The following is a 20,565-nucleotide window of genomic DNA, read 5'->3' as shown; positions in this document are numbered from 1 at the left end:
TTATCCGTCCGCTCACAACTCCGCCGAGAAATGGGGTGATTTGGGGGAGTGGTCTCCCTCGGAGGGCAGCGTCGGCTGGATGCGCCGCAGGAACGTCGCGTTGTCGGGCGTGTCCCGCATGCGCTCCAAGAGGGTTTCCAGGCTCGCCTGGCCGTCCCGGGTCTGCAGGGCGCGCCGCAGGCCGTGTACGGCGGTCAACTCGACGGGGGAGAGGAGGAGTTCCTCGCGGCGAGTGCCGGACGGGCTGATGTCGACGGCAGGGAAGACACGGCGCGAGGCGAGTTCGCGGCTCAGGCGGAGCTCCATGTTGCCGGTGCTCTTGAGCTCCTCGAAGAAGTAGTCGTCGGCGCGGGAGCCGGTCTCCACCAGGGCGGTCGCGAGGATGGTGAGAGAGCCGCCCTCCTCGGTGAGCCGGGCGGCGCCGAAGAACCGCTTCGGGCCGAGCAGCGCGGCGGCGTCGACACCGCCGCTGAGGGTGCGGCCACCCGAGGCGGCCGCGTTGTTGTGGGCCCGGCACAGCCGGGTCAGGGAGTCGAGCAGGATCACGACGTCCTCGCCCGCCTCGACGAGCCGCTTGGCCCGCTCGATCACGAGCTCGGCGAGCGCGATGTGCTGCTTGGGCGCCCGGTCGAACGTGGAGGCGTACACCTCGCCGCGCACGGAGCGCCGCATCTCGGTGACCTCCTCGGGTCGCTCGTCGGTGAGCAGCACGATCAGACGGCACTCGGGATGGTTTCCGGCGACGGCCGCCGCGATCTGCTGCAGCAGCACCGTCTTGCCGGTCTTGGGCGGGGCCACGATCAGCCCGCGCTGGCCCTTGCCGACGGGGGAGATCAGGTCGGCGACCCGCCCCGTCAGTCCGGCCGCCGGGTGCTCCAGGCGGAGCCGCTGGTTCGGGTGGAGCGGCGTGAGGTCGCGGAAGTGACGTCGGTTGCGGGCCTGTTCGGGCGTGCGCCCATTGATCCGTACGACCTCGGTCAGGGCGCGTCGGCCGTCCCGCACCCCTTCGACGAGGTCACCCTTGCGCAGGCCGTGACGGCGGATCAGCGCGGGGGAGACCGGCAGGTCGGAGGGGGTGGCGAGGAGGTTGTCGGCGGCGCGCAGGTGACCCTTTCCGCCCGCGTCGATGTCGAGGACACCGAGGGCGACCTGGGTCTGGGATTCCTGCTTCACAGGGGGGTGTTCGAGAGTGGTGGTCATGGTGGTCGGTCCTTTCGAGGACGAATGGCATGTGACATGCGGGAGGAAGGGGTGGGAGCCGCGAGAGGAAGGCGGACATGCGCCTTCGGCGGCGGGAACAGCACCTCGGGGTACGGCACGGACGGGCCGGTCGCGAGGTGGTGAGAGAAAAGCCGGTGTGCCGGCCGGAAGACGGCGGGCTGTCGGCGAACTGAAGTGGAACTGGCACCGGTGCCCTCAACGGGGCTGACACGAGTGCTGACAGAACCGTACCACAGGCGGCGCGGTCCCCCACCGCGGCCGGCCCGCCCAGGGGAGCTCCTCGCTCTCGCGGAGGCTCCGGACGGTCGGTCCTGGTTGCTTCAACGCGTTGAGGACCTCGCGTATTCCGCGCGTCCACCGGTAACTGTCCGTGGCGACAACAGTTCGGGTCCCTCGCCCGGAGCGGGCTTCGGGGACACCACGTCCGCCCATCGATCCAGGTTCGGGCAGACCGCCCAGCGCACCCGTACACGAGTCGAACTGCCGTCCGTCCAGGGCCTGTACGGCCGACGTGGCCGTGGTCCCGGACGGCGTCGGCCTGTCGGCAGAGCGTCGGCTGACCGCAGGGCGGGAGGCCGTGCTGCCGGTCGGTTCCACGCTGGGCAGCAAGGCGCCCAAGGCGATCGTGTCGGTCTGCAACGGCGGCGGACTCACCGACCGTCAGGGCCAGTTGGAGCGCCTGCTCGCCCTGGTCGCCGCCGGGAAACTGCGCGTCCCGGTCGACTGGCGCGGACCCTGGGACAAGATCGCGGACGCGGTGGAGGCACTGAGAAGCCGCAGCGATCGCGGGAAGGCAGTCCTCGACGTGGACTGAGAGCCGTCCAGGCGCTCCGCATACCAGCCATACGAACGCCCGATTGACCGATTTCTTGTTCCGGGTAGGCCCGCTACCTACGCTGCCACCACCGCACCAGGGCGGGAACGGAACAAGGGACTTGGGCAATCATGGGTCGACTGGCCGGGAAAATCGCTTTCATCAGTGGAACGGGGGCCGGAATAGGCCGGGCCGCGGCCCAGGTATTCGCCGCTGAAGGCGCCACTGTTTTCGGCTGTGACCTCGATGAGAGCAGTGCCGCCGAAACCGTGGAACTGGTCGAGAAGGCCGGCGGAGTGATGCGTTCCCTCGCACCCGTCGACCTGTCCACACAGGAGGGCGCGCAGGCCTGGATCGACGCCGGGATCGAGGCCTTCGGCGGGATCGACATCCTCTACAACAACGCGTCCGCGCTGCGGAACGGCCCGTTCGAGACCATGCCGGCCGACGACTGGTACTTCACCATCAAGAACGAGCTGGACATCCCCTACTTCTGCACCCAGGCCGCCTGGCCGCACCTGATCGCCCGCGGCGGCGGTGCCGTCCTCAACGTCGCCTCCGTGGCCGCCGTACGCGGCGCGCCGTTCATGCCGATGGTGCCGCACGGTGCGGCCAAGGGCGGGGTGCTGGCGATGAGCAAGCATCTGTGCGCGGCTGGCGCCCCGCACCGCATCCGCGTCAACACCATCGCCCCCGGCATGACCCGCACCTCGGCCACCGCCCCCTTCCTCGACGACCCGAACGGGCCGAAGGCCCAGCTGGAGGCGCGGATTCCGGTCGGGCGGGTCGGTGAGCCCGAGGACATCGCACGCGCCGCGGCCTTCCTCTGCTCCGACGAGGCGGCGTTCGTCAACGGCGCCAACCTCATGGTCGACGGCGGCGACAGCGCGATGGCGGGCTGAGCGGCCGTGCACGGACGACTCGACCACGTGGGCGTCAACGTACGCGACCTCGTCACCCTGACCGCCTGGTACCGGGACGCCTTCGGGCTGACCCCCGTCTTCGACTTCCACCTCGACGGCCCCGGCCTCAGCGGCGTCGTCCTGGCCCACCCGCACGGTTGGCGCATCGAGTTGCTGGCCCGTCCCGGATCCGCGCCCGGCCTCCGGGCGCCCGACCCGATGACCGCCGCCCTCACCGAGGGATACGGGCACTTCGCGGTCACCACCCCCGAACTCGACCCCGTCTACGAGGCCCTGGTGGCCCACGGGGCGGGCGAGGTCATGAAACCCGGGCCCTCTCCCGAGCCCGGAATCCGCATGGCCTGGGTCAGCGACCCCGAGGGAAATCTCATCGAACTCATAGAGAAAAACACAGAGTGAGGGCACGCGCGATGACGCAATCGATTTCCTTGAAGAAGCTCGACACGGGGACGCTCATAGCGTGTTGCCTCGCGGTCGCCGCGGCACAGTTGTGCATTACCGTGCCCTCGCCGATCAACGGCAACATTCAGGCCGCATTCGGCGCTTCCGGTTCCCAGGTGGCGTGGGTGACGTCCGCCTTCATTCTCCCCACCGCCATTCTCGAGCTGAATTTCGGCGTGGTAGGCGACCTGTTCGGCCGAAAGCGGCTCCTGGTGCTCGGCGGATTCGTCCTCGCCCTCGGTGAACTCCTCAACGCCACCTCCCAGAACATCACCATGCTCTGGATCGGCCAGGCCCTCGCCGGCATCGGCGCCGCCGCGCTCTTCCCCAGCTCCCTCGCGGTGATCGCCGCCGCCACGCCGGGGGAGAAGGACCGCGCGAAGGCCGTCTCCACCTGGGCGCTGAGCATCTCCCTCGCCTCGGCCCTCGGTCCGCTGTCCTCCGGCGTCCTCGCCACCATCGCCGACTTCCGCTGGGCCTTCGTGCCGCCGGTCCTCCTGGGGCTCGCGGTCGGCGTCACCTGCTGGGCCCTGGTCACCGACTCCAAGGCGCCCGAGGGCCGCATCCTGGACTGGCCCGGCCAGATCTCCATCGCCGTCGGTCTGACCGCACTGCTGTGGGGCATCATCGAGGGCGGCGACCGCGGCTGGAGCAGCCCGGCGATCGTCGGCTCGCTCTCCCTGGCCGCCGTCGCCCTGGTCTGCTTCTTCCTCGCCGAGAAGCGGTCCCCGTCCCCCATGTTCAACCTGGACCTGCTGAAGATCCCGTCGTTCGCCGCCGCGGCCGTCGTCGCCCTGGCCGGCATGTTCGGCTTCATCGGCACCGCCTACTGCGTCTCCATCCGCCTCGGCGCCGTGATGCACCTCAGCGCGCTGCGGGCCGGCATGCCGTTCGTGATCCTCCAGCTGATCCCTCTGCTGCTCGCCCCGGTGCTGAGCAAGATGCTCACCAAGGTCGAGCCGCGCTGGCTCCTGATGGGCGGACTGCTGCCCATGGCCGCCGGCCAGTTCTGGATCGCCGCCCTGCCGATCACCACCACCTCCCTCGCGGCCTTCATCGGCCCGGTGCTCCTGCTCGGCGTCGGCTTCATCTGCGTCGTCTCCTCGCTGACCTCCGCCGCCGTGAACGCCGTACCGATCAACATGACCGGCATGGCGAGCGGTGCCACCAGCCTGGTCCGTGAGTTCGGACAGGGCCTCGGTCCGGCCGTGATCAGCACCGTCGCGATGAGCATCGCGTCCGGGGCCCTGGTCGGCAAGCTCAGCGGCGCCGACGCCGGCATGGAGGCAGCGGCGGGTCCGCTGGCCGTCGTCAACGCCGGCAGCGACAGCGCCAAGGCCGCCGCCCAGACCGCCCTCGGCCACGGCATGGCCGTCGGCGTGGTCATCTGCGGCTGCGCCTCCCTGCTGGGCGCCATGGTCACCCTGCTCCTGGTCCGCAAGAACACCGCACGCTCTGCGGTGGGCGCGGGCGAACCGACGGTGCAGACAGCGTCGGCGTAGCGAGCAGGGCAGAACCGAGAGGCCGGGGCACACTCCCCGGCCTCTCGGCACGCCCGGGTGTCGATTCGGCTCTGTCCCGTTCGTCGGTGGGGTGTAGGAAGCTCATGACGACCGGGAGGACCCATGAAGTACATGCTGCTCGTCTGCGGCGACGACACCGCCGACGCCACGGGCATGGCACCCGTCGAACCCTGGGTGGAGGAGCTGGGCGACCGCGGCGTACGGCTGCACGGCCACCGGCTCGCCCTGCCCTCCGAGGCGGTCACGGTACGCGTGCGTGAGGGCGAAGTACTGCGCACCGACGGGCCGTTCGCGGAGACCAAGGAGTACGTCGCCGGATTCGACGTCCTGGAGTGCGACAGCCTGGAGGAGGCGGTCGAGGCCGCTGCCAGGCACCCGGTGGCGACCATCGGGGCCATGGAGGTACGGCCCTTCTGGCCGATGGGGGAGGCGGAGGACCCCGAGACGGCCATGCGCGCCCTCGACGCGGAACTGACCGAAGGGTTCCGGGAAGCGGACCTCGACCGCGTACTGGCCTGCTACGCACCCGACGCGGACGTCTTCCACCTGGCCGACGGCCACGAACGGCAGGGCCTGGACGCCCACCGCAAGGCACTGCACGACCTGTTCACGGCCGGCCCCGTGGTCCGTGAGGTGCTGGACCTCGGTGTGCACGTCGACGAGAGCATCGGTTTCGCGCACGCGCTCGTCCGCCTGACCGGCACCCGGCTCACCCGGACACTGCGCGTGACCACCGGCTACCGCGACGTCGGCCTGCGGTGGCTGATCACGCACGAGCACGCCGTGTCCGTGAAGGAGGCGTGATGAAGTACGCCCTGCTGTTCTCCTCCCCGGTCGGGGAGGAGGAGCAGAGCCCGGCGGAGCACGCGGACGCCCCACGCTTCGCCGCCTACTTCGAGGAGGTACGGGCGGGCCGGGTCACCGGCGGTGCCCGCCTCCGTCCGGTCGCCGACGCCACCACCGTCCGGGTCCGCGGCGACGAGGTCCTGCTCAGCGACGGGCCGTTCGTGGAGACCAAGGAGTACCTCGCCGGGCTCGCCTTCATCGACGTCGCCGACCTCGACGAGGCGATCGCCGTTGCCGCCAGGCATCCGTGCGCGTTCGACGGCGGCTCGGTCGAGGTACGGCCGGTCTGGGAGTGAACGCCACGGACGACGTCGAGACGGCCGTCGCGGCCGCCTTCCGCGAGGAATGGGGCCAGGTCGTCGCCACCCTCATCCGGGTGACCGGCGACTGGGACCTCGCCGAGGAGTGCGCACAGGACGCCTTCGCCCAGGCCCTGGACCGGTGGCGGCGCGACGGCGTCCCGCGCCGTCCCGGCGCCTGGCTCACCACCACCGCCCGTAACCGCGCCCTCGACGTACTGCGCCGGCAGGCGGTGGGGGCGGCCAAACTCCGGGAGGCAGCGGTGCCGGCGAGGGACGAGGGACCGTACGACCCGGAGTGCGACGGTGACGACAGCGGCGTCCTGGACGACCGGCTCCGCCTGATCTTCACCTGCTGCCACCCCGCCCTGCCCATCGAGGCACGGGTCGCCCTGACGCTGCGCACCCTCGCCGGCCTGACCACACCGGAGATCGCCCGCGCCTTCCTCGTCCCCGAGGCGACGATGGCGCAGCGCCTGGTGCGGGCGAAACGCAAGATCCGCAACGCCGGCATCCCGTACCGGGTGCCGCCCGCGCATCTCCTCCCCGAACGCACCACGGGCGTGCTCGGCGTGCTCTACCTGCTCTTCAACGAGGGGTACGCCGCCAGCTCGGGCGCCGACCTGGTCCGCACCGACCTCTGCGCGGAGGCCATCCGTCTCGCGCGTCTGCTGGCCCGCCTGATGCCCGACGAGCCCGAGACGCTCGGTCTGCTCGCCCTTCTGCTGCTGCACGACGCCCGCAGGCACACGCGCGTGGACGACGCGGGCGACCTCGTCACCCTGGAGGACCAGGACCGCACCTCCTGGGACCGGGCCGAGATCGACGAGGGCGCCGCACTGCTGGAGACGACCCTGCGCCGAGGCCGCCCCGGCCCGTACCAGATCCAGGCCGCCATCGCCGCCTGCCACACCACCGCCGCCACGGCGGACGACACCGACTGGGCAGACATCGCCGCGCTCTACGGCGAGTTGGCCCGCTTCGTGCCCTCGGCCGTGGTCCGCCTCAACCGTGCGGTCGCCGTCGGCATGTCCGAGGGCCCGGACGCCGGGCTCGCCCTGGTCGGCGAGCTGGAACAGGAGGGCGACCTGGCCGACTACCACCTGCTGCCGGCCACCCGGGCCGACCTGCTGCGCCGCAGCGGACGGACGAGCGAGGCGGCCGCGGCGTACGAGCGGGCCCTGGAGCTGGTGGAGAACGACGCCGAACGGAGGTTTCTGGAGAAGCGGCTCGCGGAGTGTCGATCCGCGTAGGGGCCGTTCGTCGGTGGGGTGAAACCACCTCAGGACATCGGAGGCTCCCATGACCACCAAGCTCCGCCAGGCCATCACCGCACTCCTGCGCACGCCCCGGACCCCCGGCACACCGGACGTCTGGCTGGCCGCCCTCCGTCTGGGAGGCTGACCGTGCCCGCCACCGAGTCCCGCCGCTGGTACGCCCTCACACTGCTCTGCGTCGCCGGGTTCATGGTGATCCTGGACGCGGTCGCCGTCGGCGGTCTCGCGCTGGTGGGTGCGGGCAGCGCGCTGCTCGCCCGAGTGCGCGTCGACGGCGGCTTCGTCGGCGACCTCCTCCCCGGTCTGCTGCTCTTCGGCCCCGGCCTCGGCGCCTGCGCGGTCGCCGGGTCGGTCGGACACCCCTCGCGGCCCTGACGGCGGGCTACCGGGCCGGGTTCACGGCGTGCGTCGTCCTCGCGTCGATCGGCGCCGCCTGCGCACTCGTCCTGTCGCGCCGCCCACGACGACAGGCCGCGTCGGCCGTACGGAATCCAGTGCCGGCCGGGGAACCTCGCCGCCGGCACGAGACGTGGTGATGTCCGGGGGTGCCGTATGCGAAGGTTCGAGCTCGGAGAGACCGCGGTCCGACGTGACCTGTACCGCGACAGGGTGTGGAGCGCCGCCGCCCTCCGCGTTGTCGAGGACGGGCCTGAGGCGCTGGTCCTCTGTTGTCGCCCCGGCGCGGAGCTGCTGGTCCCCACGACGTGGATCGAGTGGCTGCTGACCGGCGACGAGACCGCTCGGTCCCGGGCGATACCGAACCTCGCCGGTGGCGACTGGCGGCTCGACCGCTGGTCCTGGCGGGACACGGCCCATCTGCAGTGGATCCCGCCGGACACCTGGTTCAGCGTGAACGCCTTCTACGAGCCGTCCGGTGACCACCCGCTGACCCACTGGTACGTCAACTTCCAGCACCCGATGCGGCGTACGGCCCTCGGCTTCGACACCTTCGACCTCCTCCTGGACCTGGTGATCGACCCGGACCTGGCCCACTGGGCCTGGAAGGACGAGGACGAGTACGCCCAGGCGCGCCGGCTCGGCGTCGTGAGCCAGGCCGACCACAGGGCGGTCGAGAAGGCCCGCGAGGAAGCCGTGGCGATGATCGAGGGGCGTGCCGGGCCCTTCGCCGCCGGAGCGGGGTGGCGGGAATGGCGCTCCGAGCCGGGCTGGCCGGTCCCGGAGCTGCCGGCCGACGCGGTGCCTACGGGGCGTCGAGAGCGTTCGTGATCGCCTTCACCCCGCCGTGCGCCGCATATCCGCCGTCGACCGTGATCTCCGCGCCGTTGACGTAGGACGCCTCGTCGGAGAGCAGGTAGACGACCAGCGGTGCCACCTCCTCGACCGTGCCGCCGCGGCCCTGGGGCGTCATCGACACATGGGCCTGGACGAAGACCGGGTTGGCGGACGCCATCAGTGGGGTCTCGATGTAGCCGGGATGGATCACGTTCGTACGGATGCCCCGCGGCGCCAGCTCCAGCGCCGCCACCTTCGACAGGCCTCGCAGCGCCCACTTGCTGGTCGTGTACGCCACCGCGTGATGGGCGGTCAGGCCGGCCACCGAGCCGACGTTGACGATGGCGGAGCCGGTCGGCATCAACGGGGTCAGGGCCTGGATGCCGAGCAGGGCGCCGGTGGTGTTCACCGCGAACGCCCGGTTCCAGTCGGCGAGTTCCACGTCGCCGAGGCGCGCCCGCATCGGGATGCCCGCGTTGTTCACCAGCCCGTGCACCACCTCCAGGCAGGCCGCGAGCGACGCCCAGTCCTCCGGTGACGACACGTCCAGGTGCCGGTAGGTGACGTCCAGGCCGTCGGCGCGCAGGGACGCGGCCAGCTTCTCGCCCGCCTCGTCCAGGACGTCGGTCGCGATCACCGTCGCGCCCTCTCGGGCGGCGGCCGTCACCTCGGCGGCTCCCTGGCCCTGTGCGGCTCCGGTGACGACGACGGTGCGGCCGGCCAGACGCGTACGGCTCACGGCTCCTCCAAGCTGGGTACGGGAAGTCTCCCGTCCACGCTAGGAAGCCGCGGTCAGCTCCGGAAACGCGTGTTCTTCATGGCAGGCATCCGCGCTCGCGATCTCGGCGGCCGATGCCGGGCCCGACGGCTCGTCCAGCGAGGCGCCCACCTTGCGGACGGTCTCGCGCAGCCACCGGTGCGCGGGGTCGGAGTGCCGGTTGTGGTGCCAGTACATGGCCTCCACCAGCGGTACGTCCGGGAACGGTGTCGGTACGACCGCACAGTGCGCGAAGCCCTCGTAGCGCCGTGCGAGCCGCTCCGGCACCAGGGCGACCATGTCGGTGCCGCTGAGTAGAAACGGCATCACGCTGAAGCCCGGCGTGCTGACCTGCACCCTCGGTGTGATGCCCAGGGTCTCCAGCTGCCGGTCGGCGGGCGTGAGCTTGCCGATGGCGCACGCGACGTGCGACATCTCCGCCAGGTCGCGCAGGGCGAGGCGTCCGTCCACCAGGCGCGGATTGTTCGGGTCGACCAGGCACACGAACCGGTCGTGCATCACGGCCTCGCTCACGCCCGGCAGCTGGTAGCCGAGCGGCACGATCATCAGGTCGTGACAGCGCAGATGCGTCTCGTTCTCCAGCTGTCCTTCCACGATGGGGTGGAAGTCGATGCGGACGCCGGGGGCCTCCTCGGCGATGACCCGCAGCAGCGGCTCCACGAAAACCGTCATGACGTAGTCCGACATCACGACCGAGAAGCGCTGCCTGCTGCGGGCCGGGTCGAAGTGACGGGTCAGCGACAGGGCCTCCTCCGCCTTGTGCAGCGAGGCCTGTACGACAGGCAGCAGCCGCTCCGCGAGCGGCGTCAGCTCGTACTCGCGGCCGACTCTGACCAGCAGCTCGTCGTTGAAGTGCCGGCGCAGCCGGGCCAGCGAGCCGCTCATCGCGGACTGGCTGGTGGAGAGGCGGACCCCGGCGTGGGTGACGTTCTTCTCCTCCAGAAGCGCCTCCAGCGCCACCAGAAGATTCAGGTCGATCGCTCCGAGACCCATGGGTGGTGTTTCCTTCCGGCCGCGTCGTTGAAGGTCGGTGAAACCGGAGCGTAACGACGGGCAAAGCCCCGAGGAAGGGCCCCGGAGGCAACTCACAGGGATCCGATAACAACCATCGGATCCCTGGATGCCTGCAGGTCAGAGGGTGGTGAGGGAGTTACGGGCGTGGAGTGCGGCCCCGCTTGCGGGCCCTCGGAAGGTATACGTCCGTACGACCCGGCACGATCCGGTTGGACAGAATGCCGAGCCGTTCGACGCCGAGCGTCACCTCGTCGCCCGGCGTCAGCGGGGCCGGCGAACGCTCCCCGAGGCGGCCCCAGAACTCCGCCAGGGCGCCCCAGCCGCAGGTGCCCGAGCCGAGGATGTCCCCGGGGCGGACCCAGGTGTCCCGGGCCGCGTAGGCGATCATCTCCTCGAAGGTCCAGGACATGTTGGCGAGCGTGTCGCGGCCGATCAGCTCGCCGTTGAGGGTCACCGTCATCTCCAGGTCGAGGAAGCCGTCCCCGTCCCGGCGGTCCTCCACCTCGTCGGCGGTGACCAGACAGGGGCCGAGGGTGTTGGCGAAGTCCTTGCCCTTGGAGAAGCCGAGGCCGAGGTTCTTCTCCGGCTTCTGGAGGTCCCTCGCCGACCAGTCGTTGAAGACCGTGTAGCCGACGATGTGCTCACGCGCCCGCTCGGGAGTGAGGTCGCGGCCGGCCCGCCCGACGACGGCGCCGACCTCCAGCTCGAAGTCCAGGACCGAGCAGCCCGCCGGCACCGGTATGTCGTCGTGGGCGCCGTAGGCCGCGTGCGGGTTGGTGAAGTAGAAGTTGGGCGCCCGGTACCACTCCTCGGGTACGTGCTCCAGCCCGTCCAGGGACTTCGACACACCCTCGATGTGCGCCTCGAAGCCGACGAAGTCACGGATGGACGGCGGCTTCAGCGGCGGCAGCAGTCGCACCTGATCCACCGTCAAGTCACTGCTTTCCTGCAGCGCTTCGACGCCGGCGGAGTACAGGACCTCCTGCTCGATCAGCGTGAGGACCGTGACCCCCTCGGGCAGTGGATGGATCACCCCGTCCCGCACCACCCCGGCGCGCTCCTCGCCCTGGTACTCGTATGTCGCGAAACGCATGACTCACTGCTCCCAGTGGTTGGTGTTGGTGACGGCCCCCGTGCTCAGATAGCCCGCGAACAGGCCCTTCGGGTCGCGGGCGGCGCGGATCTCCTGGAGCCGCCGCCACTGTTCGTCGCCCATGAACCTCAACTGCCGTACGGTGAAGTCGGAATCGCCGAGATACTGCCCGACGGTCACCGGCTGCATCGCCGCCGTCGCCTCGTCGAGCCAGGCACGCAACTCGGCGTCGCGCTCGGGCTCGTCGTGGACGACGTAGATGGCGCAGTAGATCTCCGACTGCAACGAGAAGGCCATGTCGGGGAGTCGGCGCAGGGGCGCCATGGAGAACCAGATGGTGAAGGTCTGCCGGGTGGGGTGCTCGGTGAACACCTTGCGGATCGCCGGGACGACCTCCTCCGCAGGGCCGGTCAGCCAGGCGTTGTCGACGAGATAGCGGTGGCCCTCGGGGTTGGCGGCGCGCTGGCCCGCCAACTGGGCGGCCAGTGTGGTGGGTTGGGCCTCGACACGGAACAGTGCCCGGTCCGCGTACGGGTTGGCGTGCAGGGGCGCCAGCGCCTCGGCGGCCTGCTCCGGGGTGTCGGTCATCGACACACCGGTGACCAGCAGGACCGGCTCGTCGAGATCAGGCGGTGTCTGCGTGAGCGTGACGATCTCCACCAGGTCCGAGACCGTGTGGTGCATGCCGTGCAGCCAGGTCATGACCTCGTCGAAGAGGTCCAGCGGATACGCGTGCACGGTGTGCCCGAGATGCTTCGGCAGGGGGCGGGTGCGCAGGTGGAAGCGGGTGACGACGCCGAAGAAGCCGGGGCCGGCGCCGCGTGCCGCCCAGAACAGGTCGCTGTTGCGCGTCTCGTCCGCCCGCACCAGCTCGCCCTCGGCGGTGACGACGTCGATCGCCACGATGTTCTCCGCCGCCCAGCCCCAGCCACGCGCGTTCCAGCCCTGCCCGCCCTGGAGGAGGAAGCCGCCGATGCCGACGGAGGGGCAGTGCCCGCCGTTGAAGAAGCGCCCGAACCCGCCGAGATACGGGTTGAGTTCGTCGCCGCCCTGGACGCTGGGCGTGGCCGTCACGATCCCGGACTCCGCGTCGTACGACATCTCGCGGAAGTCCCCGAGGTCGATCAGCAGCGCGTCCGAACGCACCGACCAGGCGGCCCAGCTGTGTCCGCCGGAGCGCACGGCGACCTGCCAGCCGCGCTCCAGGGCCAGCCGTACGCCCTCGACGATGTCCTGCTCGGTGAGGGCCTTGAGTACGGCGGCGGGTGAACGGTCCGTCGGTCGGCGGGAGTTGAAGACGCGGCCGAAGCAGGCCTCGTGGAAGTCCCCGTCGCAGGGGAGGTGGAGGGTGCCGGAGAAGCGGTTCTCACGCGGGGGTTCGGGGGGCGTCCCCCGATGGATGACAGTCACGGGCGTGCTCACTTGATCGCGATCGGGTTGACGGGGGCGCCCACCGCGCCGGTGACCGGCAGTGGTGCCGCGACCAGCAGGAACTCGTAGACGCCGTCGGCAGCGCAGTCCTCGGCCAGCGTCTCCAGGTCCCACATCTCGCCCAGCGGGAGGCCCATGTTGGGGATGGCGATCTGGTGCAGCGGGGACATCGCGGGCTCGGCGAACTCGTACGGGCGCACCTCGAGGCCCCAGGTGTCGGAGGCGATCGCCGCGATCTCCGTGCGGTGCAGCCAGCCCAGCGAGGTGAAGGACAGGCCCGGCGCGTCACCGGCCGCATACGTGCCCCACTCGCCCAACCGCCGTACCCGGCCGATCTGTCCGGTCCGCACCAGGACCAGGTCACCGCGGCGGACCGTCGACGTCGCGCCCTGTGCCTCGATGGTGGCGCGCAGGTGCTCCTCCAGGATGGGGAAGCCGTCCGGGAGTTCACTGTGCTCGTCGCCGACCGCGCGGCCGACGTCGAGGAGTACTCCGCGTCCGGTGAACGCCTCCCGCATGTGCTCGATGCCGGTGACCGAGTCGCCGTTGCCGTCCACGATGGTGCACGAACGGCCGTTCCAGGCCTGCTTGTTGTCGTAGATGTGGCCGAGCCCGTCCCACTGGGTGGAGGCCTGCAACGGCATCACGACGTGGTCGTCCGCACCGCCGAAACCGTGCGGGAAGCCCTGGGTGCCGGCCGCTGCGTCGGAGCCGGTGTCCTTCATGTAGTGGACGGGGTTGATACGACCGCGGAAACCGCGCTGCGGCCCGTCCTCGTTGAACTCCAGTGCCAGAGAAAAGGAACGCCCGCGCCGGACCAGACCGGCGGCATGGGCCCGTATCGCGTCGTCGATGAAGTTCAGCGTGCCCAGCACGTCGTCCTCGCCCCAGCGGCCCCAGTTCCGGTACGCGGCACGGGCCTTGGCGAGTTCTTCCTCAATGGGACCCAGGGTCATCGGGTGCGTCCTTTCAGCAGCAGGTCGAGGGCGTTGCCCCCGGCGACGGCGGCACGGTCGGCCGGGGCGAGGCCGGCGGCGTCGAGGCGGGCCACCGGGTCGTCGACGCCCATGTCGAAGGGATGGTCCGTGCCGAGCACGACCCGGTCGGCGCCCACCTCCTCGACCAGGTGGCGCAGGGCGCGCGGGGTGTAGACGAGCGCGTCGAACCACAGGCGACGCAGATAACCGCTCGGCGGCTCGACGCAGCCGCGCGCGTCCTCGCGCACCCGCCAGGCATGGTCGGAGCGGCCGATGTAGGTGGGCAGATAACCGCCGCCGTGCGCGGCGACCAGCTTCAGACGCGGGTAGCGGTCCAGGACCCCGGTGAAGATCAGGTGGGAGAGTGCGACCGTCGTCTCGACCGGCTGGCCGACCGTGTTGCCGAGATAGCGCGTCGCGAGCCGTTCGCCGAGCGAGCAGCCCCAGGGGTGGACGAAGACGACCACGCCCAGCTCCTCGGCCTTCTGCCAGACTTCGTCATGGCGCGGATCGGCCAGCTCACGGCCCTCGACGGTCGTGGAGACGCTGATCCCGTACAGGCCGTACTCGGTGACCGCCTTGTCCAGCAGCGCCACCGCGAGGTCCGGGTGCTGGAGCGGGATGGTGCCGAGGCCGTACAGCCGCTCGGGCGCCTGGGCGCAGTGCTCGGCCACGGCCTGGTTGACGGTGTGGGCGAGGCGGACGGCGAGGTCGGGGTCGGCCCAGTAGTGATGCATGGGCATGGGGCCGACCACCTGGAGGTCGACGCCCATCGCGTCCAGGTCGGTGAGCCGCTCGTTCACATCCGTCAACTTCCCGGCCAGACGCTGGAGTTGAAGCCGATTGGCGGCCAGCGACTCGGGTGAGTGGGCGCGCTGCTCGGCCGCGAGCCCGGCCGCGAAGCCCGGGGTGCCGGCGACCAGGGCGTCGGCGGCCGGGACGGCCATATGGCCGTGGAAGTCGACGACCGGGGTGCTCATGCGGCCGCCGTCAGCGACTCGAGGGTCTCCGACATGATGCGGGCGGGGTCGGCTCCCGGTGTCTCGGGGTGGATCTCCCACTCGGCCAGCTGGAGCGAGTTCCGCAGGACCATCCGCACCCGGGGCAGCCGACGGGACATGAAGTGGGTGAGTGCCCGGTCCAACGGCTCTTCGGAGGTGACCAGTTCGGCCAGCAGGACCGCGTCCTCCACGCACATCGCGGCGCCCTGCGCGATCAGCGGCGGACAGGCGTGCGCCGCGTCGCCGATGACCATCGTGCGGCCGCGGTGCCACGGCTCGTCGACCAGGACCGCCTCGATCCAGCGGTAGTCGACCGCCGTGTCGTCGGGCAGCGCCCCGACGACCTTGCCCCAGGTACCGCCGTACCCGGCGCCGCGCTCGCGCATCAGCGACAGCGGAGCGCGCGGGCCGACCAGGGAGGCGTCCAGGTTCTCGTCGAGGAGGTAGGCGTAGCACTGGTCGGCGGAGATCGGGCTGTAGCCGGCCTTGAAGCGCGGGCCGCCGTAGTAGACCTCGGCACAGTCCATCTCGGCGGGGCGTTCGGCGACCACCCGGAAGATCGACATGCCGACGGGGCGCGGTCGCGCGGATATACCGATGAGCCCGCGCATCGCCGAGTGGATTCCGTCGGCGCCGACGACGAGGTCGTAGCGGCCGGTCGAACCGTCCGTGAACGTCACGTCCACGTGCCGCGGCGACTGGTCGAGACGGTCGACGGACAGGCCCAGCCGGACCTGGACCCCGTGCGCGTACACCGCGTCGCACAGCGCGTTCTGCAGGTCGGAGCGGAGCGCGCCCGCCGTGGACGGCAGGTCGGGGCCGCCCGTGTGCGGGGTGGACAGCTCGGTGATCAGCCCGCCGTCCGCGCGGCGCAGCCGCATGATGTCGAACGGGACCGCCTTGGCCAGCACCCGGTCCAGCACGCCGACCGAGCGCAGCGCCTTGAGGGCGTTGCCCTGGATGGTGATGCCGTGCCCTACACCGAACCACTGGGGGGAGATCTCGACCAGGTCGACGTCGGCCCCGCGCTGGGCGAGCGCGAGCGACAGCACGCTTCCGGTGATGCCGCCTCCGACGACGAGCACTTTGTGTACGGGCATGGCGATCCTTGCGAACGTAGAAGACGGGGAGGAGGTCAGCCGGAGAAGCGAGGACCGAGCTCGTGGTAGTGCTCCACGAGCGGTGGCTCGGCGAAGAACGGTCCGACCAGAGCCCGCCAGCGCCCGAAGCGCTCGGACTCCCGGAAGCCGACCGTGTGCGCCTCGACGGACTCCCAGCCGACCAGCAGCAGGAAGGTCCGCGGCCGCTCCTCGCACCGCAGCAGCTCGGCCCAGCCGAACCCGTCCGCCTCCGCGAGCACCTCACGGGCCTTGCCGAAGACCTCCTGGAACTCCGCTTCCCGACCGGCCTCGACGGTCAGCTCGGCATGCTCGACTACCACGTCGTTCTCCTAGCGATGGTGGGGTGCTCCGAGCCTGATCGGCGGTCGATGCAGGGTCAACGGATCGAGGCATCGGCAAGGGGGACGTCATCCATCCCGTACGGCGATGGAGGTGCCCCGCGGCGGGGCCGCACATCGATGCAGGTAGGGCCTGGGTGGGCCGGTGATGGCAGGCATCGCGAACGGCCATTTCCGCCGACCCGTCCGGCTGCCTAGCGTCGAGTGCGAGCCCCCGCATTCCGTTCGAGGAGAGCCGCCCGTGCCCGATCCGCTTCCTTCCCATGCCGGCCCCTTCGCGCTCGGCACCTTCAGCGCCGGCGCAGGCGCCTTTCCCGGCCTGGTCACCGGTGCCCGGGTGCGCGACCTGACCGACCAGGTGGCCTCCGTACGCGCGCTGATCGACGACTGGGACACCTGGCTGCCGCGCCTCCACGACCTCGCCGGGTCGGCCGAAGGCGTCCGGCACGACCTGGCCGACCTGCGGACCCTGACCCCGATCGAGCCGGGGCAGATCCTGCAGAGCGGCGCCAACTACCGCAAGCACGTGGTCGATCTGGTCGCCGCCGAGAAGGAGAGCGTGCACGGCGCCACCCCCGAGGAGGCCCGCGCCGACGCCGAGCAGATGATGGACGAGCGGATCCGCAACGGGGTGCCGTACGTCTTCCTCGGCTCGCCGCGCGCGATGTGCGGCCCCTGCGACGACATCGTGCTCCCCGAACTCGGCGAGCAGCACGACTGGGAGCTCGAACTCGCCCTGGTCATCGGCAAGTCGGGCAGGAACATACCGGTCGAGGACGCGATGTCGTACGTCGCCGCCTACACCATCTGCAACGACCTCACCACCCGCGACCGTCTCTACCGGCCCGACCTGAAGGCCATCGGCACCGACTGGTTCACCGCCAAGAACGCCGACACCTTCCTGCCGACCGGCCCCTTCCTCGTCCCGGCCGCCTTCGTCGGCGACCCGAACGACCTGCGGATCACCCTGCGGCACAACGGAGTCGTCCGGCAGGACGAGTCCACCAAGGACATGATCTTCGACATCCCGCGGCTCATCGCGTACATCTCCACGACCACCACCCTGCGCCCCGGCGACCTGCTGCTCACCGGCTCCCCGGCCGGCAACGGCGCGCACTGGGGCGTCTTCCTGAAGCCCGGAGACGTCGTCGAGTCGGCCATCACCGGTCTGGGCCACCAGCGCAACACCGTCAGGAGCCACGCATGAGCTTCCAGCCCATCACCCATCTGCGCCATGTCGACCTGGCCGTACCGGACTTCGAGCGGCAGCGCGCCTTCTACGGCACGACCTGGGGCCTGACCGAGGTCGCGAGCGACAGCGGTCTCGCCTTCTTCGCCGCCGAGGGCAGCCCCGAGCAGTACATCGTGCGGATCCGTCAGGACGAGCGGAAGCGGATGGACCTGGTGTCCTTCGGGGCCGTGTCGCCGGCCGCGGTGGACGAGCTGGCGGTGCGGCTCGGCCGGGCCGGTGTCCAACTCGTCCACGAGCCACGGGCGTTGGACACTCCCGGCGGCGGTTACGGCCTGCGGTTCTTCGACCCCGAGGGACGGGTCGTCGAGGTGTCGGCGGATGTCGCCACCCGTACCCACCGCAAGATCGAGGAGCGGGAGGCCATCCCCGTACGGCTCTCGCACTGCGTGGTCAACTCCCAGGACCCGGAAGGTCTGCGGGACTTCTACATCGAGTACCTCGGCTTCCGGCTCACCGACACCCTGTACTCCACGCACATGGGCGACCTCATGTACTTCCTGCGGTGCAGCCCGCTGCACCACTCCTTCGCCATCGCGCGCGGGCCCCATGTCTCCCTGCACCACGCCTCGTTCGAGATGCGCGGAGTGGAGGAGTACATGCGGGGGACGGGGCGGGCGCTGCGCGCCGGGACCCGGCTCACCTGGGGTCCTGGGCGCCATCTCGCCGGCGACAACACCTTCTCGTACTTCCACGACCCGCACGGCAACACCGTCGAGTACACCACCGAACTCGCCGTCCTCGAAGAGGACCTGTGGCACCCGGGCCGCCACGACGTCGACGACCCGATCACCCAGGACCAGTGGGGCACCGCCGACCCGATGAGCGAGTCGGTCGCCAAGGAGCAGTTCAACGATCCCGACGTGCTCTTCGTAGCGCCGCCCGTCTGAGCAACCACCCGCAGAAAGGCCGCAGTTGTGGCAGAGATCCTGAAGCATGCCGTCCCCAAGGCGGATGTCACCGCCGCTCTCGGCCAGGTCCGGGAGACCGTCGCGGGCGTCATCGCGGACATCCGCGAGCGCGGCGACCTGGCCGTGCGCGAGTACTCCGAGAAGTTCGACAAGTGGAGCCCCGACTCCTTCCGGCTGTCCGGGGAGGAGGTCGAGAAGATCGTCGCGTCGGTGCCGCAGCAGGTCATCGACGACATCCGGTTCGTACAGGAGCAGGTGCGCACCTTCGCCCGCCACCAGCTGGACTCCCTCGGGGAGTTCGAGGTGGAGACGCTGCCGGGGGTGCGGCTCGGCCAGAAGCACATCCCCGTGCAGGCGGCCGGCGCCTACGTCCCCGGCGGCCGCTACCCGCTCACCGCCTCCGCCCATATGACCATCGTCACCGCGAAGGTGGCGGGCGTCCCGAGGGTGGTCGCCTGTACGCCGCCCATTCACGGCGAGGTCCCGGCCGCCACCGTGGCTGCCATGCACCTTGCCGGCGCGGACGAGATCTGGCTGCTGGGCGGGGTCCAGGCGGTCGCCGCGATGGCCGTCGGCACCGACTCGATGCAGCCGGTGAACCTGATCGCCGGGCCCGGCAACGCCTACGTCGCCGAGGCCAAGCGGCAGCTCTTCGGCGAGATCGGCATCGACCTGTTCGCCGGGCCGACCGAGATCCTCGTCCTCGCCGACGAGCAGGCCGATCCCTTCGTCTGCGCCGTCGACCTGCTCTCCCAGGCCGAGCACGGGCCCGACTCCCCGGCCGTGCTGATCACCACCTCCCGCGAGGTCGCCGAGAAGACCGTCGCCGAGGTCGAGCGCATCCTGCCCGGCATGCCGACCCGCGACTACGCCGAGCCGGCCTGGCGCGACCACGGCCAGGTCCATGTCGTCGACACGATCGACGAACTGTACGCGCTCGCCGACGAGTTCGCCTTCGAGCACGTGGAGGTGCTGACCGCCGAGCCGCGCGCGGCGCTGTCGCGCATGACCCAGTACGGCGCCCTGTTCCTCGGCGAGGGCACCTGCGTGTCCTTCGGCGACAAGGTCATCGGGACCAACCACGTCCTGCCGACGCGTGGCGCCGCCCGCTACACCGGCGGTCTCTGGGTCGGGAAGTACCTCAAGACGGTCACCTACCAGGAGGTCACCGACACGGACTCGCAGGCCCTGCTCGGTCGGCTGTGCGGGCGCGCCTCGCGTGTCGAGCTGTTCGAGGGCCACGCCCGCTCCGGCGACGTACGGGCCGCGAAGGCCGCCGGTGACGAGCTGCCCTGGAACACCGCGTGAGCCTGGAGGGGCGTACGGCGCTCGTCACCGGCGGGGGAGGGCCGCTCGGGCGGGCGTTCGCCCTCGCCCTGGCCGGTGAGGGCGCCCGGGTGATCCTCGTCGGCCGCGGGGAGCAGGCCCTCACTGACGCGTCGGCCCGTGTGGTCAAGGAGGGAGGTGAGGCCCGTACGGCCGTGTGCGATGTCTCCGATCCCGACTCGGTACGGCGGCTCGCCGTCGAACTCGCCGACGAGAACGTGTCGTTGCTCGTCAACAACGCGGGTGTCGCCGGACCGGTGCGGCGGCTCGTCGACGTCGAACCCGAGGAGTGGGACGACGTGTTCGCGATCAACGTCCGCGGCGTCTACCTCATGTGCCGGGCCTTCCTTCCCCCGATGATCGAGGCCGGCCGGGGAGACGTCGTCAACGTCGCCTCGGTCAGCGGCAAACGCCCGCTGCTCAACCGCACGCCGTACACGGCCTCGAAGATGGCCCTGCTCGGTCTCACACGGACGCTCGCCAGAGAAGTCGGCCCGCACGGCGTTGCGGTCAACTCCCTTTCCCCCGGCCCGGTCCGGGGCCCGCGCATGGACCGGAACTTCCGCCTCACCGCCGAACTGACCGGCTGCACGGTGGAGGAGGCCGAGCGCGACTTCGCGTCCAGGGCCGCTCTCGGCCGGCTGGTCGAGGAGGACGAGGTGGCGAAGGCACTGCTGGCGATGCTCGCGATGCCGGGACTGTGCGGGGCCGACATCGATCTGTCGGCAGGGATGATCGCACCGGCGTAG

Annotated in this window: 22 protein-coding genes; 13 read left to right on the top strand and 9 right to left on the bottom strand. The window is 70.8% G+C overall.

Annotated elements, in window-relative coordinates:
- Positions 1 to 12 precede the first annotated feature (12 nt).
- Positions 13 to 1,200, bottom strand: a complete 1,188-nt coding sequence (gene rho, locus ACWC09_RS00920) for a transcription termination factor Rho (RefSeq protein ID WP_450847167.1) — start codon at positions 1,198 to 1,200, stop codon at positions 13 to 15.
- Between the two features lie 532 nt (positions 1,201 to 1,732).
- On the opposite strand from rho, the gene ACWC09_RS00915 reads away from it, so the two are divergent.
- The 9 genes from ACWC09_RS00915 to ACWC09_RS00875 all read left to right on the top strand — a co-directional run bounded on the left by ACWC09_RS00915 (position 1,733) and on the right by ACWC09_RS00875 (position 8,571).
- The gene (locus ACWC09_RS00915; RefSeq protein ID WP_450847165.1) at positions 1,733 to 2,035 is read left to right on the top strand and encodes a zinc-binding dehydrogenase; all 303 of its coding nucleotides are present in this window, start codon (positions 1,733 to 1,735) and stop codon (positions 2,033 to 2,035) included.
- 131 nt (positions 2,036 to 2,166) lie between these two features.
- Positions 2,167 to 2,937 carry an SDR family NAD(P)-dependent oxidoreductase gene (locus ACWC09_RS00910; protein ID WP_450847163.1) on the top strand — a complete coding sequence of 257 codons (771 nt, stop codon included), beginning with the start codon at positions 2,167 to 2,169 and terminating at the stop codon, positions 2,935 to 2,937.
- 6 nt (positions 2,938 to 2,943) lie between these two features.
- Positions 2,944 to 3,357: a VOC family protein gene (locus ACWC09_RS00905; RefSeq protein WP_450847161.1), complete on the top strand. Its 414-nt coding sequence runs from the start codon at positions 2,944 to 2,946 to the stop codon at positions 3,355 to 3,357.
- Between the two features lie 11 nt (positions 3,358 to 3,368).
- Positions 3,369 to 4,901, top strand: coding sequence for an MFS transporter (locus ACWC09_RS00900; protein ID WP_450847160.1), 1,533 nt, complete (start codon positions 3,369 to 3,371; stop codon positions 4,899 to 4,901).
- 123 nt (positions 4,902 to 5,024) lie between these two features.
- Complete coding sequence (locus ACWC09_RS00895; RefSeq protein WP_450847159.1) at positions 5,025 to 5,726, top strand: YciI family protein; 702 nt, start codon at positions 5,025 to 5,027, stop codon at positions 5,724 to 5,726.
- Positions 5,726 to 6,064: a YciI family protein gene (locus tag ACWC09_RS00890; RefSeq protein ID WP_450847157.1), complete on the top strand. Its 339-nt coding sequence runs from the start codon at positions 5,726 to 5,728 to the stop codon at positions 6,062 to 6,064. The genes ACWC09_RS00895 and ACWC09_RS00890 overlap by 1 nt, the downstream gene beginning before the upstream one ends.
- The gene (locus ACWC09_RS00885; RefSeq protein WP_450847155.1) at positions 6,061 to 7,320 is read left to right on the top strand and encodes an RNA polymerase sigma factor; all 1,260 of its coding nucleotides are present in this window, start codon (positions 6,061 to 6,063) and stop codon (positions 7,318 to 7,320) included. The genes ACWC09_RS00890 and ACWC09_RS00885 overlap by 4 nt, the downstream gene beginning before the upstream one ends.
- 153 nt (positions 7,321 to 7,473) lie before the next feature.
- The gene (locus ACWC09_RS00880) at positions 7,474 to 7,719 is read left to right on the top strand and encodes a hypothetical protein (RefSeq protein ID WP_450847153.1); all 246 of its coding nucleotides are present in this window, start codon (positions 7,474 to 7,476) and stop codon (positions 7,717 to 7,719) included.
- 177 nt (positions 7,720 to 7,896) lie between these two features.
- Entirely contained in the window at positions 7,897 to 8,571 is a 675-nt protein-coding gene (locus ACWC09_RS00875) for a DUF402 domain-containing protein (RefSeq protein ID WP_450847152.1), read from the top strand.
- Here the strand turns inward: ACWC09_RS00875 and ACWC09_RS00870 are convergent.
- The 8 genes from ACWC09_RS00870 to ACWC09_RS00835 all read right to left on the bottom strand — a co-directional run bounded on the left by ACWC09_RS00870 (position 8,546) and on the right by ACWC09_RS00835 (position 16,312).
- Complete coding sequence (locus tag ACWC09_RS00870; protein ID WP_450847150.1) at positions 8,546 to 9,316, bottom strand: SDR family NAD(P)-dependent oxidoreductase; 771 nt, start codon at positions 9,314 to 9,316, stop codon at positions 8,546 to 8,548. The two genes, ACWC09_RS00875 and ACWC09_RS00870, sit on opposite strands and share 26 nt — an antisense overlap.
- Positions 9,317 to 9,355: 39 nt before the next feature.
- Positions 9,356 to 10,348: a LysR family transcriptional regulator gene (locus ACWC09_RS00865; RefSeq protein ID WP_450847148.1), complete on the bottom strand. Its 993-nt coding sequence runs from the start codon at positions 10,346 to 10,348 to the stop codon at positions 9,356 to 9,358.
- Positions 10,349 to 10,505: 157 nt separating this feature from the next.
- On the bottom strand, positions 10,506 to 11,462 hold the full coding sequence (locus ACWC09_RS00860) for a fumarylacetoacetate hydrolase family protein (protein WP_450847146.1): 957 nt from the start codon (positions 11,460 to 11,462) through the stop codon (positions 10,506 to 10,508).
- Between the two features lie 3 nt (positions 11,463 to 11,465).
- Positions 11,466 to 12,872 (bottom strand): FAD-binding oxidoreductase, encoded by a 1,407-nt coding sequence (locus tag ACWC09_RS00855; protein WP_450847145.1) that lies wholly within the window; start codon positions 12,870 to 12,872, stop codon positions 11,466 to 11,468.
- Between the two features lie 8 nt (positions 12,873 to 12,880).
- Complete coding sequence (locus ACWC09_RS00850) at positions 12,881 to 13,849, bottom strand: cyclase family protein (protein WP_450847143.1); 969 nt, start codon at positions 13,847 to 13,849, stop codon at positions 12,881 to 12,883.
- Complete coding sequence (locus tag ACWC09_RS00845) at positions 13,846 to 14,850, bottom strand: amidohydrolase family protein (RefSeq protein WP_450847141.1); 1,005 nt, start codon at positions 14,848 to 14,850, stop codon at positions 13,846 to 13,848. Before ACWC09_RS00845 ends, ACWC09_RS00850 begins: the two co-directional genes overlap by 4 nt.
- On the bottom strand, positions 14,847 to 15,971 hold the full coding sequence (locus ACWC09_RS00840; protein ID WP_450847139.1) for an FAD-dependent monooxygenase: 1,125 nt from the start codon (positions 15,969 to 15,971) through the stop codon (positions 14,847 to 14,849). The genes ACWC09_RS00845 and ACWC09_RS00840 overlap by 4 nt, the downstream gene beginning before the upstream one ends.
- 35 nt (positions 15,972 to 16,006) lie before the next feature.
- Complete coding sequence (locus ACWC09_RS00835) at positions 16,007 to 16,312, bottom strand: antibiotic biosynthesis monooxygenase family protein (RefSeq protein WP_450847137.1); 306 nt, start codon at positions 16,310 to 16,312, stop codon at positions 16,007 to 16,009.
- A 259-nt stretch (positions 16,313 to 16,571) separates the two neighbouring features.
- Between ACWC09_RS00835 and ACWC09_RS00830 the strand changes: the two genes are divergently transcribed.
- The 4 genes from ACWC09_RS00830 to ACWC09_RS00815 are packed head-to-tail and all read left to right on the top strand — an operon-like array spanning position 16,572 to position 20,565.
- Positions 16,572 to 17,537, top strand: a complete 966-nt coding sequence (locus tag ACWC09_RS00830; RefSeq protein ID WP_450847135.1) for a fumarylacetoacetate hydrolase family protein — start codon at positions 16,572 to 16,574, stop codon at positions 17,535 to 17,537.
- A complete protein-coding gene (locus tag ACWC09_RS00825) occupies positions 17,534 to 18,469 on the top strand; it encodes a VOC family protein (protein WP_450847133.1) in 936 nt (311 codons plus the stop codon). Before ACWC09_RS00830 ends, ACWC09_RS00825 begins: the two co-directional genes overlap by 4 nt.
- Positions 18,470 to 18,496: 27 nt before the next feature.
- Positions 18,497 to 19,798 carry a histidinol dehydrogenase gene (gene hisD, locus ACWC09_RS00820; RefSeq protein WP_450847132.1) on the top strand — a complete coding sequence of 434 codons (1,302 nt, stop codon included), beginning with the start codon at positions 18,497 to 18,499 and terminating at the stop codon, positions 19,796 to 19,798.
- Positions 19,795 to 20,565, top strand: a complete 771-nt coding sequence (locus ACWC09_RS00815) for an SDR family NAD(P)-dependent oxidoreductase (protein ID WP_450847131.1) — start codon at positions 19,795 to 19,797, stop codon at positions 20,563 to 20,565. Before hisD ends, ACWC09_RS00815 begins: the two co-directional genes overlap by 4 nt.

Source organism: Streptomyces sp. NPDC001617 (assembly GCF_053596855.1).
Note: the sequence above shows the minus strand (reverse complement) of the source record. Positions and strands in the feature narration are given on the sequence as shown.

What these genes read in the sequence shown, in the direction of transcription:
- rho (WP_450847167.1), bottom strand. Translation starts at nt 1,200, where the DNA reads ATGACCACCACTCTCGAACACCCCCCTGTGAAGCAGGAATCCCAGACC.
- ACWC09_RS00910 (WP_450847163.1), top strand. Translation starts at nt 2,167, where the DNA reads ATGGGTCGACTGGCCGGGAAAATCGCTTTCATCAGTGGAACGGGGGCC.
- ACWC09_RS00900 (WP_450847160.1), top strand. Translation starts at nt 3,369, where the DNA reads ATGACGCAATCGATTTCCTTGAAGAAGCTCGACACGGGGACGCTCATA.
- ACWC09_RS00895 (WP_450847159.1), top strand. Translation starts at nt 5,025, where the DNA reads ATGAAGTACATGCTGCTCGTCTGCGGCGACGACACCGCCGACGCCACG.
- ACWC09_RS00890 (WP_450847157.1), top strand. Translation starts at nt 5,726, where the DNA reads ATGAAGTACGCCCTGCTGTTCTCCTCCCCGGTCGGGGAGGAGGAGCAG.
- ACWC09_RS00875 (WP_450847152.1), top strand. Translation starts at nt 7,897, where the DNA reads ATGCGAAGGTTCGAGCTCGGAGAGACCGCGGTCCGACGTGACCTGTAC.
- ACWC09_RS00865 (WP_450847148.1), bottom strand. Translation starts at nt 10,348, where the DNA reads ATGGGTCTCGGAGCGATCGACCTGAATCTTCTGGTGGCGCTGGAGGCG.
- ACWC09_RS00860 (WP_450847146.1), bottom strand. Translation starts at nt 11,462, where the DNA reads ATGCGTTTCGCGACATACGAGTACCAGGGCGAGGAGCGCGCCGGGGTG.
- ACWC09_RS00850 (WP_450847143.1), bottom strand. Translation starts at nt 13,849, where the DNA reads ATGACCCTGGGTCCCATTGAGGAAGAACTCGCCAAGGCCCGTGCCGCG.
- ACWC09_RS00845 (WP_450847141.1), bottom strand. Translation starts at nt 14,850, where the DNA reads ATGAGCACCCCGGTCGTCGACTTCCACGGCCATATGGCCGTCCCGGCC.
- ACWC09_RS00840 (WP_450847139.1), bottom strand. Translation starts at nt 15,971, where the DNA reads ATGCCCGTACACAAAGTGCTCGTCGTCGGAGGCGGCATCACCGGAAGC.
- ACWC09_RS00825 (WP_450847133.1), top strand. Translation starts at nt 17,534, where the DNA reads ATGAGCTTCCAGCCCATCACCCATCTGCGCCATGTCGACCTGGCCGTA.